14 protein-coding genes are annotated in these 20793 nt (G+C 69.6%); 7 read left to right on the top strand and 7 right to left on the bottom strand.

All coding sequences use genetic code 11. The features are described 5' to 3' along the window. Nucleotides 1-27 precede the first annotated feature (27 nt). Nucleotides 28-537: a DUF1990 family protein gene (locus OG588_RS34685; protein WP_398852418.1), complete on the top strand. Its 510-nt coding sequence runs from the start codon at nt 28-30 to the stop codon at nt 535-537. Between the two features lie 143 nt (nt 538-680). On the opposite strand, the gene OG588_RS34680 is transcribed toward OG588_RS34685, so the two are convergent. Then, the gene (locus tag OG588_RS34680; protein WP_405950675.1) at nt 681-3296 is read right to left on the bottom strand and encodes a glycosyltransferase family 1 protein; all 2616 of its coding nucleotides are present in this window, start codon (nt 3294-3296) and stop codon (nt 681-683) included. 297 nt (nt 3297-3593) lie between these two features. Between OG588_RS34680 and OG588_RS34675 the strand changes: the two genes are divergently transcribed. From OG588_RS34675 to OG588_RS34660, 4 genes are all read left to right on the top strand, one after another. Next, on the top strand, nt 3594-4820 hold the full coding sequence (locus OG588_RS34675; protein ID WP_405950674.1) for a S8 family peptidase: 1227 nt from the start codon (nt 3594-3596) through the stop codon (nt 4818-4820). A gap of 219 nt (nt 4821-5039) precedes the next feature. Next, on the top strand, nt 5040-7139 hold the full coding sequence (locus OG588_RS34670; protein WP_405950673.1) for an alpha-1,4-glucan--maltose-1-phosphate maltosyltransferase: 2100 nt from the start codon (nt 5040-5042) through the stop codon (nt 7137-7139). After that, complete coding sequence (gene treS / locus OG588_RS34665) at nt 7136-8836, top strand: maltose alpha-D-glucosyltransferase (RefSeq protein WP_384155858.1); 1701 nt, start codon at nt 7136-7138, stop codon at nt 8834-8836. Before OG588_RS34670 ends, treS begins: the two co-directional genes overlap by 4 nt. 117 nt (nt 8837-8953) lie before the next feature. Beyond that, entirely contained in the window at nt 8954-10348 is a 1395-nt protein-coding gene (locus OG588_RS34660; protein ID WP_405950672.1) for a maltokinase N-terminal cap-like domain-containing protein, read from the top strand. A 23-nt stretch (nt 10349-10371) separates the two neighbouring features. Here OG588_RS34660 and OG588_RS34655 read toward each other — a convergent pair whose 3' ends face one another. After that, nucleotides 10372-12078, bottom strand: coding sequence for a hypothetical protein (locus tag OG588_RS34655; RefSeq protein ID WP_405950671.1), 1707 nt, complete (start codon nt 12076-12078; stop codon nt 10372-10374). 85 nt (nt 12079-12163) lie between these two features. Here OG588_RS34655 and glgB point away from each other — a divergent pair, with 85 nt between their 5' ends. Then, a complete protein-coding gene (gene glgB, locus OG588_RS34650) occupies nt 12164-14482 on the top strand; it encodes a 1,4-alpha-glucan branching enzyme (protein WP_405950670.1) in 2319 nt (772 codons plus the stop codon). Nucleotides 14483-14721: 239 nt separating this feature from the next. Here glgB and OG588_RS34645 read toward each other — a convergent pair whose 3' ends face one another. From OG588_RS34645 to OG588_RS34630, 4 genes are all read right to left on the bottom strand, one after another. Continuing rightward, nucleotides 14722-16956, bottom strand: a complete 2235-nt coding sequence (locus OG588_RS34645; protein ID WP_405953284.1) for a HelD family protein — start codon at nt 16954-16956, stop codon at nt 14722-14724. A 158-nt stretch (nt 16957-17114) separates the two neighbouring features. Further along, nucleotides 17115-17426, bottom strand: coding sequence for a thioredoxin (trxA, locus tag OG588_RS34640; RefSeq protein ID WP_405953283.1), 312 nt, complete (start codon nt 17424-17426; stop codon nt 17115-17117). Between the two features lie 17 nt (nt 17427-17443). Beyond that, nucleotides 17444-17830: a MerR family transcriptional regulator gene (locus tag OG588_RS34635; protein ID WP_019060807.1), complete on the bottom strand. Its 387-nt coding sequence runs from the start codon at nt 17828-17830 to the stop codon at nt 17444-17446. A 29-nt stretch (nt 17831-17859) separates the two neighbouring features. Then, nucleotides 17860-18369, bottom strand: a complete 510-nt coding sequence (locus tag OG588_RS34630; protein WP_405950669.1) for an Lrp/AsnC family transcriptional regulator — start codon at nt 18367-18369, stop codon at nt 17860-17862. Nucleotides 18370-18408: 39 nt separating this feature from the next. Here OG588_RS34630 and OG588_RS34625 point away from each other — a divergent pair, with 39 nt between their 5' ends. Continuing rightward, nucleotides 18409-19311, top strand: a complete 903-nt coding sequence (locus tag OG588_RS34625) for an NAD-dependent epimerase/dehydratase family protein (RefSeq protein WP_405950668.1) — start codon at nt 18409-18411, stop codon at nt 19309-19311. Here OG588_RS34625 and OG588_RS34620 read toward each other — a convergent pair. Continuing rightward, nucleotides 19271-20773, bottom strand: coding sequence for an AAA family ATPase (locus OG588_RS34620; protein ID WP_405950667.1), 1503 nt, complete (start codon nt 20771-20773; stop codon nt 19271-19273). The genes OG588_RS34625 and OG588_RS34620 overlap by 41 nt on opposite strands. Nucleotides 20774-20793: the final 20 nt, after the last annotated feature.

The raw sequence follows: 20793 nt of genomic DNA, 5'->3' as shown, positions 1-20793 counted from the left end.
CCGGGTACCGCCCTACTCTTGGGTTCCATGTCCTTCACGTACGACGACGTCGGCGCGACCCGCGAACGCGGCTTCTGCCCCCCGGGCTTCCACCCCCTGTATGTGCGCACCCGGATCGGCGAGGGCGAGAAGGTCTTCCGCCGAGCCGCCGAAGCGGTCCTGACCTGGGAAATGCACCGCGAAATGGGCGTAGGCATCGAGGCAACCGCGGAAAAGGCGGCCCCCGGCGTAGACGTAACGGTCACCCTCGCCGGCCTCATCAAGGGCCCCTGCCGCATCGTCTGGACGGTAGAGGAACACCGCAGAGCAGGCTGGGCCTACGGCACCCTCCCCGGCCACCCCGAATGCGGCGAGGAAGCCTTCGTGGTCGACCGCACGGGCGACGGCACGGTCTGGCTGACGGTCTCCGCCTTCAGCCGCGGCGCAAAGTGGTACGCCCGCCTGGGCGGCCCGGCGACGAGAGGCTTGCAACACGCGTACGCCCGAAAGATCGGCAGCACGCTGCGGGAGATGTGCGCACCGTATTCGGAGGTGTGAGGCGGGAACCAGCCGATGTCCGGTTTTTCGGAGGTGCAAAGGGGGCAGGGGAAGTCCGGCGCTAGCGGACGCGCCCTTTAGGGGCGCGGGGAACTGCGCGACCAGCCCCCACCGGACCCGCAGCCAAAGCACCGGACTTACCACTACCTCATCAACACCCCGGCCCCCTCCACCCCGTCCTCCGACGGCACCGCCACAAGCCCCAACTCCGCACCGGACGCCAGCAGTCGATGCGCAGGCAGAATCCGGACCGTATACCCATAGGGCCCGGTGCGATCAAGGGCAAGCGGCCCCTCGTACAGCCAGTGCCCCTCCGCATCCGAACCCGCCGGCTTCAAGGGGACCGTCACCGCATCCCCGATCCGATCCTCCGGATCCACCCGCCCCGAAACCACCTGCACTTCCACATCGTCCGGAGCAAGCCCACCCAGCCCCACCCGCACCCGGAGATTCAGCGTCGTACCGAGTTCCGCGGTGGCCGTAGCCGCAGATGTCTCCACGTGGTCGACGGTCACCCCGTGCCAAGCGGAGCGCACCCGCCCCTTCCACGCGGCCAGTTCACGCGCCGCGTCCGGCGTCATCGCCCGGTGGGCATGCGCGGCCGGCGCGTACAGCCGCTCCACGTACTCCCGGACCATCCGCCCCGCCAGCACCTTCGGCCCCAGCAACGTCAACGTCTGACGGACCATCTCGATCCACCGGTCCGGCAGCCCGTCCTGGCCGCGCTCATAGAAGCGCGGGGTGACGCGCTGCTCCAGGAGGTCGTAGAGCGCCGCGGCCTCCACGTCGTCCCGGTGGTCGGGATCCGTGCCGGTGCCGTCCGCCGTGGGAATGGCCCAGCCGAAGTCGGGCTGGAACCACTCGTCCCACCAGCCGTCCAGGACAGAGAGGTTGAGGCAGCCGTTGAGCGCCGCCTTCATACCGCTCGTGCCGCACGCCTCCAGCGGACGCAGCGGGTTGTTGAGCCAGATGTCGCAGCCGGGGTACAGCTTCTGCGCCATCGCCATGCCGTAGTCGGGCAGGAACACGATCCGGTGCCGGACGCGCGGATCGTCCGCGAACTTCACCAACTCCTGCACCAGCCGCTTGCCCCCGTCGTCCGCCGGATGCGCCTTGCCCGCCACCACGATCTGGATCGGATGGTCGGGGTGCAGGAGCAGATCCATCAACCGGTCGCGGTCGCGCAGCATCAACGTCAGGCGTTTGTACGACGGGACGCGGCGCGCGAACCCGATCGTGAGGACGTCGGGGTCGAGCACACCGTCGATCCACCCCAACTCCGCCGATCCCGCGCCGCGTTGCCGCCAGGACACGCGGAGCCGTTCCCGTACCTCCACCACCAGTTGCTCGCGCAGATCGCGGCGCAGCTCCCAGATGTCCTGGTCCGGGATCTCCGCGACCGCGTCCCAACGGTCCGAACCACCCACCGTCAGCGCGTCCTCGGTGCGCTGGGCGCCGATCTGCCGCGCCCCGAGCCGGAACACCTCGGGGGCCACCCAGGTCGGCGCGTGCACCCCGTTGGTCACGGAGGTGATCGGCACCTCCTCGGCGTCGAACCCGGGCCAGAGACCGGAGAACATCTCGCGGCTGACCTGACCGTGCAACAGGGAGACGCCATTGGCCCGTTGACCCAGCCGCAGGCCCATCACGGCCATGTTGAACAGGTTCGGCTCGCCGCCCGGGTAGGTCTCCATGCCCAGCCGCAGGATGTTTCCGACGTCCAGGCGCGGGAGTTCGGCCTCGGGACCGAAGTGGGTGGCCACCAACTCCCGGTCGAAACGGTCGATTCCGGCCGGGACGGGGGTGTGCGTGGTGAACACCGTGCCGGCCCGCACCGCCTCCAGGCCCGCGTCGAAGTCCAGCCCCGCGTCGCAGAGTTCGGCGATCCGCTCCAGGCCGAGGAAGCCCGCGTGTCCCTCGTTCGTGTGGAACACCTCGGGCTCGGGGTGACCGGTGAGGCGACAGTACGTCCGTACCGCCCGCACACCCCCTATGCCGAGCAACATCTCCTGGAGCAGCCGGTGTTCACTGCCGCCGCCGTAGAGGACATCGGTCACGCCGCGCTCGCCGACGTCGTTCTCCTCGACGTCCGAGTCCAGCATCAGCAGTGGCACCCGGCCGACCTGTGCCAGCCAGATCCGGGCGCGCAGCGAACGGCCGCCGGGCAGCGCCAGGGAGACCTGGGCCGGGGAGCCGTCCTCCTCCCGCAGCAACGCCACCGGGAGTTCGTTGGGATCGAGGACGGGATAGTGCTCCTGCTGCCAGCCGTCCCGGGACAACGACTGGCGGAAATAGCCGTGCCGGTACAGGAGTCCGACGCCGATCAGCGGTACGCCGAGATCGCTGGCCGATTTGAGATGGTCGCCGGCGAGGATGCCGAGGCCGCCGGAGTACTGGGGCAGGGCGGCCGTGACACCGAACTCCGGTGAGAAGTAGGCGACGGCGGCGGGCAGTTCACCGGGGTGGGTCTGGTACCAGCGGTCACCGCCCACGTAGTCGGCGAGGTCACCGGCGACCTCGGTGAGCCGGCGCAGGAAACGGCTGTCCTCGGCCAGCTCCGCGAGCCGCTCGGCGGAGACGCTGCCGAGGAGTCGTACGGGATCGTGTTCCGAGGCGGCCCAGCGCTCGGGATCGACGGACTGGAAGAGATCACGCGTGTCGGCGTGCCAGGACCAGCGCAGATTGCGCGCCAGATCACTGAGAGGTCGGAGGGGTTCGGGGAGAACGGGACGGACGGTGAATCGACGGATCGCCTTCACAGCTCCACCTCGGCGCTTCGCTGGATGACACACGGCTATGTGTGTCGTCGTGTGTGATGACGGTACCGGCGATGGTGTCGCCCTCGCTGGGGGCTCTGCCCCCAGACCCCCGTCGGCCCTGAAGGGGCCTCGCCTCAAACTCCCCCAGAGGGGGACCCCCAACGGGCTAGTCATTGCCGACCTGCGCTGAAGAAGTTGAACCGGCATGTACTGAAAAGGCGCCCTCGTGCGCCCTTGTGGTGCTTCGCGCCTCACGAGAGGCTGCGCAGTGGAGAGTTGAAGGAGGGGAAACTCGACATGGCACGGACGCGCACGCGGCGTCTGCGCCGGGTGGGGGGTCTGACCGCGGTCACCACAGTCGTGGTGTTTTCGGCCATCACCCTGCCCGCGCACGCCGCACCGGAGGGGACCATACTCGGCGCCGGTGAACCCGGCTCCGTCAGCGGTAGCTACCTGGTGACACTCAAGGGGGGAACAAAGGCTCCGTCGGCCGCCGGAAAGGACCTGGCCGCGAAGTACGGAGCGAAAATAAGCCACACCTACGGCACGGCCCTCAACGGCTACGCCATCGAGGCGAACGAGAGACAGGCGAGGCGCCTCGCGGCGGACGCGCAGGTCGTCTCCGTCACCCAGGACACCCGGATCACCCTGGACAGCGGCGGCCGTAGCGCCGCCGACCGTGTTCAGCGCAATCCGCCGTCCTGGGGGCTGGACCGGCTCGACCAGCCGGGCCTGCCGCTGAGCAAGAGCTACACCTCGCCGACGTCCGGGGGCAGCGGGGTGACGGTGTACGTGATCGACACCGGCATCCGGATCACCCACAAGGACTTCGGCGGCCGGGCGAGCTACGGCTGGGACTTCGTCGACAACGACACCACCGCCCAGGACGGCAACGGCCACGGCACCCACGTCGCCGGCACGATCGCGGGCACCACGTACGGCGTCGCCAAGAAGGCCAAGGTCGTCGGCGTACGGGTCCTGGACAACGCAGGAGCCGGTACGACCTCGCAGGTCATCGCGGGCATCGACTGGGTCACCCAGCACGCGCACAAACCGGCGGTCGCCAATCTCAGCCTGGGCGGCCACCACAACGCCCAGCTGGACGCGGCCGTACGCAATTCGATCGCCTCCGGTGTCACGTACACGGTCGCGGCGGGCAACGACGGGCTACAGGCCGGCCTGTACTCCCCCGCGGACGTGAAGGAGGCCATCACGGTCGGCGCCACCGACCGGAACGACGCACGGGCCGCCTTCTCGAACATCGGCCGGGCCGTCGACCTGTTCGCCCCGGGCGTCGCGATCACCTCCGCGTCGTACACGAGCGACACGGCGAAGGCGACCTTCTCCGGTACGTCGATGGCGTCCCCGCACGCGGCCGGCGCGGCGGCGGTCTATCTCGCCGGCCACCCGCGTGCCACACCGGCACAGGTGTCCAGGGCGCTCGTCGCGGGGGCGGTTTCCGGGAAGGTGTCCGGCGCCGGGCCCGGTTCGCCGGACAAACTTCTGCAAGTACCGCGGTCGTAGTGCGGGAGTGACGGCTCCGGCCCCGTTCGCCCTGGACGGGGCCGGATCTTTCTGTGGAGATCTGCGCGTAAGTAGTTAGCAACCTGCCGGATTGCTAACCCGAATAGGGTGGGAAGGCTCCACCGGTACGCCCCCCAGCGGACCACGGGATCTTCTTCGCAGGACCCACCTCCCCACATCCATCCGCCCACACCCACGTTGACGCGGACAGGAGCGGTCATGCCCGCCACGCACCACTCGTCACCACCCCCGACACCCGGCACGGCCACGCCCCCCGTGCGCCCCGCCGGCACGGCACCACCCGCCCCGGAGCCACCCTCCGCGGACGGCACACCTCCCGGCATCGGACGCATCCCCGTCCTCGATGTCCGGCCGGTCGTCCAGCACGGCCACCGGCCCGCCAAGGCGGTGACCGGCGAGGCGTTCGAGGTCTCGGCCATCGTCTTCCGCGAGGGCCACGACGCGGTCGCCGCCAATGCGGTCCTCTACGACCCGGAGGGCCGCCCCGGCCCCTGGACCCCGATGCGGGAGCTCGCCCCGGGCACCGACCGCTGGGGCGCCACCGTCACACCCGGCGAACCGGGCCGGTGGACCTACACCGTGGAGGCCTGGAGCGACCCGGTCGCCACCTGGCGCCACCACGCCCGGATCAAGATCCCGGCCGGCATGGACACGGAGCTGGTCCTGGAGGAGGGCGCGCGCCTGTACGAACGCGCCATCCCCGGCGTACCGAAGGGCAAGGGCCTCCGCCCCGTCCTCCGCACCGCCGTCACCGCCCTCCGCGACGAGACCCGCCCACCCGCGTCCCGCCTCGCCGCCGCACTGACACCCGAGGTGGACGGGGTACTGGCCCGGTATCCGCTGCGGGAACTGGTCACGACCTCCGAGCCCAGGTCGCTGCTCGTCGAACGGGAGCGGGCCCTCTACGGCGCCTGGTACGAGTTCTTCCCCCGCTCCGAGGGCACTCCGGCCCAGCCCCACGGCACCTTCCGTACGGCGGCGAAACGGCTGGCCGGCATCGCGGCGATGGGCTTCGACGTCGTGTACCTGCCCCCGATCCATCCGATCGGGAGCACCTTCCGCAAGGGCCCGAACAACACCCTCTCGGCAGGGCGTGAGGACGTCGGCGTCCCGTGGGCGATCGGCTCGCCGGAGGGCGGGCACGACGCGATCCACCCGCAGCTGGGCACGCTGGAGGACTTCGACGCGTTCGTCGCGCGGGGCGCCGAGCTGGGCATGGAGATCGCGCTGGACTTCGCGCTCCAGTGCTCCCCCGATCACCCCTGGGTGGAGAAGCACCCGGAGTGGTTCCATCACCGCCCCGACGGGACGATCGCGTACGCGGAGAACCCGCCGAAGAAGTACCAGGACATCTACCCGATCGCCTTCGACCGGGACATGGACGGCCTGATCGCGGAGACCGTGCGCGTGCTGCGGCACTGGATGGACCACGGGGTGCGGATCTTCCGCGTCGACAACCCGCACACCAAGCCCGTCGTCTTCTGGGACCGGGTCATCGCCGAGATCAACGGCGCCGACCCGGACGTCATCTTCCTGGCCGAGGCGTTCACCCGTCCCGCGATGATGGCCACCCTCGCGCAGATCGGCTTCCAGCAGTCGTACACCTACTTCACCTGGCGCAACACGAAGGAGGAACTCACCGAGTACCTCAGCGAGTTGTCGGGCGAGGCGGCTGCCTACATGCGGCCGAACTTCTTCGTGAACACCCCGGACATCCTGCACGAGTTCCTCCAGGAGGGCGGTCGCCCGGCCTTCGAACTGCGCGCGGTACTGGCGGCGACCCTCTCTCCCACCTGGGGGGTGTACAGCGGGTATGAGTTGTGCGAGAACACACCGTTGCGGCCCGGCAGCGAGGAGTATCTGGACTCCGAGAAGTACCAACTCCGTCCCCGCGACTGGGTGTCGGCCGAGCGGGAAGGACGTAGCATCGCGCCATTGCTGGGCAAGTTGAACGACATCCGGCGCCGCAGCCCGGCGTTGCGGCAGCTGCGTGACCTCCACTTCCATCAGACGGATCAGGAGGCGGTGATCGCGTACTCGAAGCGGAACGGTTCGAACACGGTTCTGGTGGTCGTCAACCTCGACCCGCACCACACCCAGGAGGCCACGGTCTCGTTGGACATGCCGCAACTCGGCCTGGAATGGCACGAGTCGGTACCGGTGCGCGACGAGCTCACCGGTGAGACCTATCACTGGGGCAGGGCCAACTATGTGCGCCTGGAACCGGGTAACCGGCCCGCACACATCCTCACCGTCCTGCGACCGTCCCCGCAGATCGGAGGGTCACCCACAATATGATCGTCAACGAGCCCGTCCCGGACACCTTCGAGGACACTCCCGCCAAGGACCGGGACCCCGAGTGGTTCAAACGCGCCGTCTTCTACGAGGTCCTGGTCCGCTCCTTCCAGGACAGCAACGGCGACGGCATCGGTGACCTCAAGGGCATCACCGCCAAACTCGACTACCTCCAGTGGCTCGGCGTCGACTGCCTCTGGCTGCCACCGTTCTTCAAATCCCCGCTGCGGGACGGCGGTTACGACGTCTCGGACTACACCGCCGTACTCCCCGAATTCGGCGATCTCGCGGACTTCGTGGAGTTCGTGGACTCCGCCCACCAGCGGGGCATGCGCGTCATCATCGACTTCGTCATGAACCACACCAGCGACCAGCACCCGTGGTTCCAGGAGTCGCGAAAAGACCCCGACGGGCCGTACGGCGACTACTACATGTGGGCCGACGACGACAAGCAGTACCCCGACGCCCGCATCATCTTCGTCGACACCGAAGCCTCCAACTGGACCTTCGACCCGGTCCGCAAGCAGTACTTCTGGCACCGCTTCTTCTCCCACCAGCCGGACCTCAACTACGAGAACCCGGCCGTCCAGGAAGAGATCATCTCGGCGCTGAAGTTCTGGCTGGACCTGGGCATCGACGGCTTCCGCCTGGACGCGGTCCCGTACCTGTTCGCGGCCGAGGGCACCAACTGCGAAAACCTTCCGGCAACCCACGAGTTCCTCCGTCGGGTGCGCAAGGAGATCGACGCCCAGTACCCCGACACGGTGGTGCTGGCGGAGGCGAACCAGTGGCCCGAGGACGTCGTCGACTACTTCGGCGACTACCAGAGCGGCGGGGACGAGTGCCACATGGCATTCCACTTCCCGGTCATGCCGCGCATCTTCATGGCGGTCCGGAGGGAGTCGAGGTATCCGGTCTCGGAGATCCTCGCCAAGACCCCCGCGATCCCGTCGAGTTGTCAGTGGGGCATCTTCCTGCGCAACCACGACGAGCTGACCCTGGAGATGGTCACCGACGAGGAACGCGACTACATGTGGGCGGAGTACGCGAAGGACCCGCGTATGCGCGCCAACATCGGCATCCGGCGACGCCTGGCCCCGCTCCTGGACAACGACCGCAACCAGATCGAGCTGTTCACGGCCCTGCTCCTGTCGCTCCCCGGCTCGCCGATCCTCTACTACGGCGACGAGATCGGCATGGGCGACAACATCTGGCTCGGCGACCGCGACGCCGTCCGCACGCCGATGCAGTGGACACCGGATCGCAACGCAGGTTTTTCGTCCTGTGACCCCGGCCGACTGTCGCTGCCGACCATCATGGACCCCGTCTACGGCTACCAGGTCACCAACGTCGAGGCGTCGATGTCGTCGCCCTCCTCGCTGCTGCACTGGACGCGCCGCATGATCGAGATCCGCAAGCAGAACCTGGCGTTCGGCCTCGGCTCGTACCGGGAACTGCCGTCGTCGAATCCCGCGGTGATCGCGTTCCTGCGCGAGTACGAGGACGACCTCGTCCTGTGCGTGAACAACTTCTCCCGGTTCGCGCAGCCGACGGAACTGGACCTGCGGGCGTTCAATGGAAGGCATCCGGTCGAACTGTTCGGCGGGGTGCGCTTTCCGGCCGTAGGCGAACTGCCGTACTTGCTGACGCTGGCGGGCCACGGCTTCTACTGGTTCCGGCTCCGCAAGGAAGCCGCCTAGATCGCTGCCGGATCCGTGCTGGATCCCGGTGGGGCGGGGCGGTTTCGGTTTCCCCCGCCCCGCCGGGGGCACGCAACAGTGACACCCCGACCACCCCGGGGAAAGGAACGTGACACCATGGCGGAAACTGTCACAATCTCCGGCCGGACCAGTCCGGGTCCCGGTCCGGACCTCCTCGCGTCACTCGACCCCCTCCTGCGGGAGTGGCTGCCGAGGCAACGGTGGTTCGCGGGCAAGGGCCGTCCCGTCACGGGTTTCGCGCTGGTGGCGGCGACGGAGCTGCTCCCGCTGGACGGCGCGCTGGGCCTCTACCACCTCCTGGTCCGCGCTCACCAGTCCCCCGCCCCCGGCGACTGCTACCAGCTCCTCATAGGCGTGCGCGAGGCGCTGCCACCCCGGCTCGCGCCCGCGCTGATCGGACATGTGGAGGACGGCCCGCTCGCCGGTCACACGGTGTACGAGGCCCTGTACGACCCCCGGCCCGCCGAGGTGCTCCTGGAGGCGTTGCGCACCCAGGCCCGCATCGGCGGGCTGCGCTTCGAACGGGCCCCGGACGCCCCGGACATCGGCGCCGGCCTGACCCCGCGCCTGATGACCGCCGAACAGTCCAACTCATCGGTGGTCTACGGCGATACGTACATCCTGAAGCTGCTGCGCCGAATCGTCCCCGGCACCAACCCCGACCTGGAACTCCCGCTGGCGCTGGCCCTGGAGGGCTGCCCCCGGGTGCCGGCCCCGACGGCGTGGCTACGAGCGGAGTTCGCCGACGAGCCGTACGTCCTGGGAGTCCTCCAACCGTTCGTGCAGGGCGCTGCCGACGGCTGGGAACTGGCGTTGAGCGAGTTGTCCAAGGGCGAGGACTTCGGCGCGGAGGCGAGGTCGCTGGGCAGGGCGACGGCGGAGGTCCACGTGGCCTTGGCCCGAGCGCTGCCGACGATGACGCTGGGCCACGCGCAACTGGAACAACTGGTGAACGGCATGACCGAGCGCCTGGACGCGGCAGCACAGGCGGTCCCCGCCCTCCGCCCGTACGCCCCCGGCCTGCACTCGGCGTTCTCGGCCTTGGCGAACTTGGCGGCGGAGGGCCAGACCTGGACCGCCCAACGCATCCACGGCGACCTGCACCTGGGCCAGTGCCTGCACTCGCCGTCCGGGGAGTGGTCCCTGATCGACTTCGAGGGCGAGCCGTCCAGGCCCCTCGCGGAACGCCGTATGCCCCAGCCTCCGGTGCGGGACATCGCGGGGATGCTCCGTTCCTTCGACTACGCGGCCCACTCGACGACACCGGCGGTGCCGGGCTGGGCGGACCTGTGCCGGGCGGCGTACTGCTCGGGGTACGCGGAGGTGACGGGGGTGGATCCGCGTACTGATCCGGTCCTGCTCCGCGCGTACGAGACGGACAAGGCGATCTACGAAGTCCTCTACGAGGCCCGCCATCGCCCCGACTGGCTCCCGGTCCCCTTGTCAGCGGTCCGCCGCCTGGCCGACCCCGCCCCCGACTCCACCATCTGACCCACCCCGCCCGCATCCCGCCCTCATCCCGCCCAGGAGGCTCCGCCCGTGACCCCGCGTCCCCCGTCCAACGGTTCTGATCCGAAGCCGAGGAAGAAACCGGCCGAGGAGAAGAGCGGTACGGCAGTGCAGCCGACGGCTCCTGAGGAGAACGGGGGCGGGGGCGGCGGCGTGAGGAAGGTCGCGGGGGCTGTGGGGAAGGGTGCGGGTGAGGGGACGGTGGGCAAGGGGGCTGCTGGGAAGAAGGCGCTGAAGAAGGAGGGCGGCGGGGTGGAGAGCGCCGCTGCGAAGACGGCAGGGGCGAAGAGGGCGAAGAAGGCGGCGGCTGAGACGACTGCGCCCGGAAAGGCCGCCGTGAAGATCGGGGCCAAGAGGGCGGCGGCGAAGGACACGCCGACTGAGACGGCTGAGCCTGGAAAGGCCGGAGCCAAGGCGGCGAAGAAGAGCACGCCGGCTGAAGAGGCTGAGCCTGGGAAGGCCTCGGCCAAGAGGACGGCGCCGAAAAACACGCCAGGTGAAACGGCTGAGCCCGGAAAGGCCGCCGCCAAGAGGGCGACGAAGAAGAACGCCGGTACGAAGAAGGCCGCGGCAACGAAGGCAGCGGCGAAGAACGCCGTGGTCAAGAAGGCCGCGGCCGAGCAAGCGACGAAGAAGAACGCCGTGGCGATGACTGGTTCGGCGGAAGACACCTCGGCGACAAGAGCTGCGACGGAGAAGGCCATGACGAAGACGGGCGCCGCCAAGACGGGTACGGCGAAGAGGACGAAGGTAACGGCGAAGGTCCCGGCGGAGACGGGTTCGGCGGAAGAAGTCGTGGCGGAGACGGGCGGCGCGAGGAAGACCGTGACGAAGAAGGTCGCAGCGAAGAAGGGCGTGACCAAGAAGGTCGCCGCCAAGAAGGGTGCCGGGAAGAAGAACTCGGCGAAGAAAGGCCTGGCCAGGAAGACGATCGCGGCTGACGAGAAGTCCACGCGGCGGACGGTGACCGCTGACACGGGGATGGACTCGGGGATGGATTCCGGGGCGGCTTCTCCCGCGCCGGAGGCAGAGGTTGCCGAACGAGAAGGGGTGGCCGCCGCACCGGACCAGGGCGTTGCCACACCGGAGGAGGCTGATGCCACTTCCGGCATCACGTCCGCCCCGGAACCGGGTCCCACCTCAGAGCCGGGTGCCACCTCAGAGCCGGGTGCCCCCTCGGAGTCAGGTGCCACTCCGGGATCGGGTCCCACCCTGAAGTCGGCCACGCCGCCGCTGACGACCGAGGCCGCGGAGCCGACCGCGTCCTCGACCTCGCCCACCGCTCCGGCTGTGCTGCCAACTCCGGCCGCCACCTCGGAGCCGAAGCCGGCCACACCGCCGACCCCGCCCACCTCACCGACCACTCCGACTCCGGCGGTACTGCCAGCCCCGTCCGACACCCCGAAGCCGAAGCCGGCCACACCGCCGACCCCGCCCACCTCACCGACCACTCCGACTCCGGCGGTACTGCCGACCCCGTCCGACACCCCGAAGCCGAAGCCGACCACACCGCCGACCCCGCCCACCTCACCGACCACTCCGACTCCGGCGGTACCGCCGACCCCGTCCGACACCCCGAAGCCGAAGCCGGCCACACCGCCGACCCCGCCCACCTCACCGACCACTCCGACTCCGGCCACACCGCCGGTATCGACCGACGCCCCGGAGCCGACCACCCCACCGACGCCGGCCACCGCACCGACCGCGCCCATACCATCGGCCTCCGCCGACGCACCGAAGCCGACTACACCCACGCCCCCATCGGCTCCGCCGGCAGCGGCCGCCACCACCCCGCAGTTGGCCACCCCCTCGGCCCCGCCCACCGCAGTGGCCCCGGCCGACGCCCCGGAGTCCGCCACACAGCCCACCCCACCGACCTCCCCCACCCTCACCTCCAACCCGACCCCACCCACTCCCCCCACCATCACCATCTCCCCCGCCCTGGACGCCCCAGACCGCGACCGCCTCCTCCACGGAACCCACCACGCCCCCCACTCCGTCCTCGGCGCCCACCTGGTCCCCGGCGGAGTGGCGTTCCGGGTGTTTCGGCCGTTCGCGCTCGGAGTGACCGTCGTTGCAGGGCAGTTGAAGGCCGAGTTGCACGACGACGGGGACGGGTTCTTCTCAGGACTGGTCCCGCTCCAGGGCGTGCCGGAGTATCGGCTCGCCGTGGCCTACGAAGGCACCGTGCAGGAGGTCGAGGACGCGTACCGGTTCCTCCCCGCGCTCGGCGATCTGGATCTCCACCTGATCGGTGAGGGCCGGCACGAGGAGTTGTGGCAGGCGCTCGGGGCGCGGACGATGACGCATCAGGGGGTCACCGGCACCCGGTTCACCGTGTGGGCGCCGGACGCTCAGGGCGTGCGCCTCGCCGGTAGCTTCAACTTCTGGGACGGGACGGGCGCCCCGCTGCGCTCACTCGGCGGAACCGGCGTCTGGGAACTGTTCATGCCGGGCGTCGGCGAGGGCGAGCTGTACAAGTTCGAGATCACCCGGCCCGACGGGTCGAAGACGATGCGCGCCGACCCGATGGCCCGGCGCACCGAGGTCCCGCCCGCCACCTCCTCGATCGTCCACGCCTCGCACTACGAGTGGAACGACGCGGAATGGCTCGCCCAGCGCGTCGAACTCCCCGCCCACGAAGCGCCCCTCTCCATCTACGAACTCCATCTCGCCTCCTGGCGACCGGGTTTGACATACCGCCAGCTCGCCGAGCAACTCCCCGCCTATGTCAAGGACTTGGGCTTCACCCACGTCGAGATGATGCCGGTCGCCGAGCACCCGTACGGCGGCTCGTGGGGCTACCAGGTCACCGGCTTCTACGCCCCGACCTCCCGCCTCGGCACCCCCGACGACTTCAAGTTCCTGGTAGACGCCCTGCACCAGGCCGGTATCGGCGTCCTCATGGACTGGGTCCCGGCCCACTTCCCGCGCGACGACTGGGCGTTGGCCGAGTTCGACGGCCGCCCCCTGTACGAGCACGAGGACCCGCTCCGGGCCGCGCACCCCGACTGGGGCACCCTGGAATTCGACTTCGGCCGCCGCGAGGTCCGCAACTTCCTTGTGGCGAACGCCGTTTACTGGTGCGAGGAGTTCCACATCGACGGCCTGCGCGTGGACGCGGTCGCCTCGATGCTCTACCTCGACTACTCACGCGAGCCGGGCCAGTGGACCCCGAACGAGCACGGCGGCCGGGAGAACCTCGACGCGGTCGCCTTCCTCCAGGAGATGAACGCGACCGTGTACCGCAGGGTGCCCGGTGTCGTGACGATCGCCGAGGAGTCCACCGCCTGGGACGGCGTCACGCGCGCCACGGACCACGTCGGACCCGGCGGATTCGGCGGCCTGGGCTTCGGGTTGAAGTGGAACATGGGCTGGATGCACGACTCGCTCGACTACATGTCGCACGAGCCCGTCCACCGCAAACACCACCACGGCGAGATGACGTTCTCCATGGTCTACGCCTACAGCGAGAACTACGTCCTCCCCATCTCCCACGACGAAGTGGTCCACGGCAAGCGCTCGTTGGTGTCGAAGATGCCCGGCGACTGGTGGCAGCAACGCGCCAGCCTCCGCGCCTACCTCGCCTTCATGTGGGCCCACCCCGGCAAGCAACTCCTCTTCATGGGCCAGGAGTTCGCCCAGGGCGCGGAGTGGTCGGAGACAAACGGACCCGACTGGTGGCTCCTGGACCCCTCCTACGGCGCCGAGGCCGACCACCGAGGCGTACGCGACCTGGTCCGCGACCTCAACACGGTCTACCGCCACACCCCCGCCCTCTGGCAGCTCGACACATCCCCCTCCGGCTTCCAATGGATCACCGGCGACGCCTCAGAGGACAACGTCTTCGCCTTCCTCCGCTACGACACCGACGGCTCCCCCCTCCTCGCCGTCAGCAACTTCTCCCCCGTCGTCCGCCACGACTACCGCCTCGGCACCCCCGACGACATCCCCGCCTGGCACGAAACCCTCAACACCGACACCGCCCGCTACGGCGGCAGCGACATCACCAACCCGGACCCCATCAAGCCCGAACCCCAACCGTGGCACGGCCGCCCGACGAGCATCCGCCTGACATTGCCCCCCTTGGCGACGGTCTGGCTGCGCCCGGCGTAACAGCCACAACTCCAGTTCCCGGCCGGCACCTTCACAGCGCCGGTCGGGACCTTTTCAACCCCGGCCGCCACATTCCAGCCCATCCGGCACTTGCTGACCCAGGCCGGCAAAATCCAGCCCGTTGGGGGTCCCCCCTCTGGGGGAGTTTGAGGACGAGGCCCCTTCAGGGCCGACGGGGGTCTGGGGGCGAAGCCCCCAGCAACGCCCACACCAACACCGGCCACCAACACCAGCCGCCCTCACACCGTCCCCGCTCCCGCCAAGCTCAGCGGCAGCGACCCCGTATGCAACACCCCCAACCTCTGCGTAGCCCGAGTCAACGCCACATACAAATCACTCGTCCCGTACCGCCCCGGCTCGACAACCAACACCGAGTCGAACTCCAACCCCTTGGCCTGCCGAGGATCAAGCAGCACAACACTCCGCGTCAGATCCGGCTCGGCGCCGGCCGTCACCCCGTCCAGCCGCGCAGCCAACCGCCGATGCAGATCCCGAGGCGCGATAACCGCCAACCGCCCCTCCGCAGGGGCAAGTTCACCCACGGCCTTGGCAACAGCCCCCGGCAGATCGTCAGTCGCCCGCACCCAAGGCCGCACGCCAGTGGCTCGCACCGAACTAGGCGGCTCGAAGTCAGGATTCTCCGCGCGGACGACCGCCGCCGCGAGGTCCATGATCTCGGCGGGGGTGCGGTAGTTGACGCCGAGGCGACGGTGGTCGAAGCGGTCCTCGACGTACGGGGCGAGGATCCCCGACCAGGACCCCACACCCGCCGCCTCCGCCGTCTGCGCGGGGTCTCCGACCAGGGTCATCGACCGCGTAGGACTCCGCCGCATCAGCAACCGCCAGGCCATCGGCGAGAGTTCCTGCGCCTCGTCGACGATGATGTGCCCGAACGCCCAGGTCCGGTCAGCCGCCGCACGTTCCGCGGCGCTGCGGTGATCCTCCTCCTCATGCCGCTCCGCGAAGCGCTCCGCGTCGATGATGTCGTGCGCCGACAGCACCTCGGAACCCTCGGGATCGCCCTCCTCCTTGTCCTCGAACTCGAACGTCCGGGACGCGAAGGACACGTCCAACACACCCTGCGCGAACGACACTTGCTCCTCGCGCTCGCGCTGCGCCCGCGCCCGCCGCACCCGGTCGTCCCGCCCGAGCAGCTCCGCGGCCTCGTCCAGCAGCGGTACGTCCGCCACGGTCCACGCGCGGGTCACCGGGCGGCGGATGGCGTCCGCGTCGTCGTCGGAGACGTAGCCCACGGGGTCGGCGAGGAAGTCCGCGACTAGGTACTGCGGGGTCAGGCGCGGCCACAACTGGTCGATGGCGGCCCAGACTTCGGGGTTCTCGGCGAGTTCGTCGCGGATCTGGGTGATGTCGCTGGGGTCGAGCAGGTTGCTGCCGTCGAAGGGGTCGGTGCCGATGCGTTCGGCGACCATCTCGGTGAGCGTGTTGAGGATGTGGCCCTCGAAGTGCTCCCGGGCCGCGTTGTGCGGGAGTTGGGCTTCACGGGCGCGGTCGCGGGCCACCCGTACCAGGCCGTCGTCGAGCATGAGGATCTCGCGGTCGTGCTCGATCGCGATGACCGGGTCGGGCAGCGACTGCCAGTCGCGTACGACGGCGGCGAGGACGTCGGCCATGTCCGCCCGCCCCTTGACGGCCGCCGCCGCCCTGGTGTCGGTCGCCGTCGCCTTCACGCCGGGGAACAGCTCGCCGACGGTCGCCAGCAGCACGCCGGTCTCGCCGAGGGACGGCAGCACCTCGCCGATGTAGCCGAGGAACGCGGGGTTCGGGCCGACGATCAGGACGGCCCGCTTCGCGAGCAACTCCCGGTGTTCGTAGAGGAGATACGCGGCCCGGTGCAGCGCGACGGCGGTCTTGCCGGTGCCGGGCCCGCCCTCGACGACGAGCACCCCGCGATGGGGCGCGCGGATGATCTCGTCCTGTTCGGCCTGGATGGTCTGCACGATGTCGCTCATCCGGCCGGTGCGCGCGGAGTTGAGCGCGGCGAGCAGGACGGCGTCGCCGCTGGGGTCCTCGTGGCCGGTGCGGGTGGCGTCGCCGAGGTCGAGGATCTCGTCGTGCAGGGCGGTGACGCGGCGCCCGTCGGTGGTGAGGTGCCGACGGCGGCGCAGGTCCATCGGGGTGTGGCCGGTGGCCAGGTAGAAGGGTCGGGCGACGTCGGCCCGCCAGTCGATCAGGATCGGCGTGAGGTCGGCGTCGTCGGAGCGGATGCCGATACGGCCGATGTGGTGGCTGACGCCGGAGGTCAGGTCGATCCGGCCGAAGCAGAGCGAACCGTCCACGGCGTTCAGCGCGGCGAGCAGCCCCGAGCGCTCGGCGACCAGGATGTCCCGCTCCAGCCGGGCCTGCATGGGCGTGTTGCCCTGCCCGAGCGCGTCCGTGACGGAGTCCTCGGTGGCGCCGCGCAGCGCGTCCACGCGTGCGTACAGACCGTCGATGAATTCCTGCTCACCGTGAATTTCATCGCTGTTTGACAATTCCACTCCCGGACATATATACTGTGCTCACTAAGCCTCTTTGCGACTCAATTCCTGCGAAGTCGCGAACCATTGAATATACGCAAAGAAATCCCCCGAGCGCAATTGCTCGGGGGATTTCTTTGCGTATGCGGGTGGGATCAGAGCACGTCGGAGAGCTCCTCCAGCAGCCGCCGCTTGGGCCGGGCCCCCACCATGGCCTTCACCGGCTCACCGCCCCGGAAGACCATGAACGTGGGCATCGAGAGAACCTTGTAGGCGTTCGTGATCTCCGGATTCTGATCGACGTTCAACTGCACCACTTTCAGCCGATCGGCCTCCTCCGTGGCAAGGGCGCGCAGCACCGGTGCCATCTGCCGGCACGGAGGACACCAGTCCGCCGTGAACTCCACCAGCACCGGCAACTCGGCCCCGATCACCTCCGCCGTGAAATTCTCGTCCGTCACGTCCATTACATGGGTCACGTCGATCACAGTTCATGCCCTCCCAGTTCGCACAACGGTGGTGGCTCCTCGACCGTCGCCAGCCGCACCCCGATCTCCGCCCGCACGGCCTGCAACTCCCCGATCAGGGAGTCCAGTTCGGCCAGCTTGCGCCGGTAGACCGCGAGCGACGCGGGGCACGAGTCGCCCTCCGGGTGCCCGGCCCGCAGACACTCCACAAAGGGCCGCGTCTCCTCCAGGTCGAACCCGAAGTCCTGCAACGTCCTGATCTGCCGCAGCAGCTTCAGATCAGCCTCGTCGTACGTCCGGTACCCGTTGCCGCCGCGCCGCGCGGGCAGCAGCCCCCGTGACTCGTAGTACCGCAACGCCCGCGTCGTGGTCCCGGCCCGCGCGGCCAGCTCGCCGATTCGCATGTCCACGACGGTAATCCTTGACGTCGGCGTCAGGGCAACAGCGGTTTCCGCTCCACCGGGGAGGTCAGCACGATCGAGGTCGTGGTGCGCCCGAGGGCGGAGACCGCTTCGAGGACCGCCTCCAGGTGGACGGTGTCCCGGACGGCGACCTTGAGGATCCAGCAGTCCTCGCCGACGACATGGTGCACCTCGGTGATCTCGGGCCGCTCGATCAGCTCCAGGGTGCGGGGATGCTTCAGGGTGTAGCCGCCGTGCGGGTCGACCCGGATGAACGCCTGGATGCCGTAGCCGAGCCGGCCGGGGACGACATGGGCGCCGTAGCCGTTGATCACGCCCGCCGCCTCCAGTCGTCGGACCCGCTCGGTGACCGCCGCCGGGCTCAGCCGGACCTGTCGTCCGAGCTCGCTGAGCTTGATCCGGCCGTCGGTCTGGAGGAGGTGGAGGATCTGCCGGTCCACTCCGTCGAAGGCCACCGGTGTTTCGTCGGCGGTCGCTCGCGGATGCCGTGGTTCTTTCGGTGCGGTGGCCCGAACTCCCATGTCTCCCCCTTCAGATCCTGCTCGTACGCCCGAAGAATTATGGTCATGGAAAAGGCACGGAACGTCCTGGTCATCGGCGGCAACCGCTACTTCGGCAAGCGGCTGATCGCGCGGCTGCTGACCGCCGGGGACCGGGTCACGGTCCTCAACCGGGGTTCGTCGGCGCCGCCCGCCGGGGTGGTGCACCTGATCGCCGACCGCGACGACGAGGACGCGCTGCGCGCCGCACTCGGCCCGCGCACCTTCGACGTCGTCGTCGACCAGGTCTGTTACACCCCGCGCCAGGCGGCGATCGCCCGCCGCGTGTTCACCGGCCACACCGCCCGCTATGTGATGACCTCGACGGTCGAGGTGTACGAGTACGAGGACTCGCCCGCGCTCGTGAGCGAGGGGGCCGTCGATCCGCTCGACGTGACCGTGGATCTCCAACTCCCCTGGGACCAGCTCGAGTTCCGAGACGCGCACTACGGCGAGGGCAAGCGGCAGGCGGAGGCGGTGCTCGCGGCGGCCGGGCCGGAGTTCCCGTACACGGCGGTCCGCGTGGCCCATGTCCTGGGCGGCGCCGACGACTTCACCGGCCGCCTGGACCACTACACCGACCGCATCCGCACCGGCGAGCCGATCGCCGTCCCCGCCACCAACCACCCGGCGACGTACATCCACGTCGACGAGATCGCCGACTTCCTCTTCTGGACGGCCGGCCAGGACTTCACCGGCCCGGTCAACGCGGCCTCCCACGACCCGCTGACCACCGAGGACCTGTGCGCGGCGCTCGCCGCCCGACTCCCGTCCGGGAGAGTGGTGTTCAGGACGGCGAAGGAGGGCGAGACCACCTCCCCCTTCTCCTTCGCCCGCTCCTACGGGATGGACAACTCCCGTGCCACGCGGCTCGGTTACACCTTCACTCGGGCTCGGGAGTGGCTGCCGGGGACGGTTCGGTAGCCGGGGACGACACCCCGAGCAACCGGCGCGTCAACTGGTCCTGGTCCGAGAGGAGTTCGTCGAGGGCCGCGCGGAGGTCGGCGGGTTCCGTGCGTGCCGACTCGCGTTCGGCCGCGATGAGGACGGACCGGCGTACCAGCTCCTTCGTGAAGGACGCCGTCGTGCCCTCCGTGCGGGTCACCACCTCGGCGGTGGTCTCCTCGTCGAGGTCCAGGCCGGTGCCGTAGAGGCCGAGGAGGCGGGCGCGGCCCGGGGCGTCCGGGAGGGGGATCTCCACGGCGAGGTCGACACGGCCGGGGCGCTGGACCAGGGCCGGTTCGAGGAGGTCTGCGCGGTTGGTGGTGAGGAGGAAGGCGACGTCGGCGTCGTCGCCCAAGCCGTCCATCTCGTTCAGGATCTGGAAGAGCAGGGGCTGTTCGCCGCTGCCGTGGTCGCGGGCCTCGGCGATCAGGTCGCAGTCCTCCAGGACGACGAGCGCGGGCTGGAGCATCCGGGCCAGGGCGCAGGCGGGGCCGATCGCCTCGATGGTGGTGCCGGAGAGGACGACGACCGTGAACTGCGGGAGGTGGGAGAGGAGATAGCGGATCGTGTGGGTCTTGCCGGTGCCGGGCGGGCCGTAGAGGAGGAGGCCGCGGCGCAGGTGCTGGCCGGCGGCGCGGAGTTGTTCGCGGCGGCGGGCCACGCCGACGACCTGGCGTTCGACGCGCTCCAGGAGGCCCTCGGGGAGCACGATGTCGTCGCGGGTCAGGGTCGGGCGGCGGTGGAAGCGGAACGGGCCCAGGCCGTGGCCGAACTCGGAGCCCTCGAAGGAGAGCACCTGGCCGCGGAAGATGTTGTGCTCCCGCACGAGCACGTCGATCTCGGCGAGCAGCCGGTCCGCGAACTCCTTGTCCTGCGCGAGGACTTCGATCTCGACCTTGTTGTGCCCGTACTCGTCGGCCGGCCCGCGCAGCAGCACCGCGAACCGGTCCTCGCCGTCCACGCCGAGGTAGAACCCGCAGGAGACACAGGCGAGTTCGGCGTCGGGGGAGATGGGAAGGTGGGCGTAGTCGACGGCGCCGATGGTGAACCGGTCGTGGCGGTCGGCGGCTTCGAGGATGTCGCCGAGGGTGAGGTCGGTGCGGTTCTGCGCGCCGCGCATGCCGACGAGTTCGTAGGAGCGGCCGTCCCCGGCGAACCACTTCTCCAGCGCGAGCTGCACGTTCGGGAGGTCGTAAGGCGGATACGCGGCCTTGACGACGGGCCGGTCGCCGGGGGCGGTGCCGAGGTGCGCGCGGAGGCGTTCGGTGAGGTTGCGGGCGGGGTCGTAGTCCTTGGTCTTGGGACGGGCGACCGCGGCGAGGAACTGGTAGAAGAGTTCGCTGATCTGCTGCAACGAGAGGGGCGAGGCCTCGCGTTCGGCGCCGTATCTGCGCTCGTACTCGGCCTCGCTCACGAACTCCACTCCGCCCGGTTCGCCCATGTCTGCCTCCGTAGTGCCCA

Origin of the sequence: Streptomyces prunicolor (assembly GCF_045162825.1) — a bacterium.
Classification (GTDB): Bacteria; Actinomycetota; Actinomycetes; order Streptomycetales; family Streptomycetaceae; genus Streptomyces; species Streptomyces prunicolor.
Note: the sequence above shows the minus strand (reverse complement) of the source record. Positions and strands in the feature narration are given on the sequence as shown.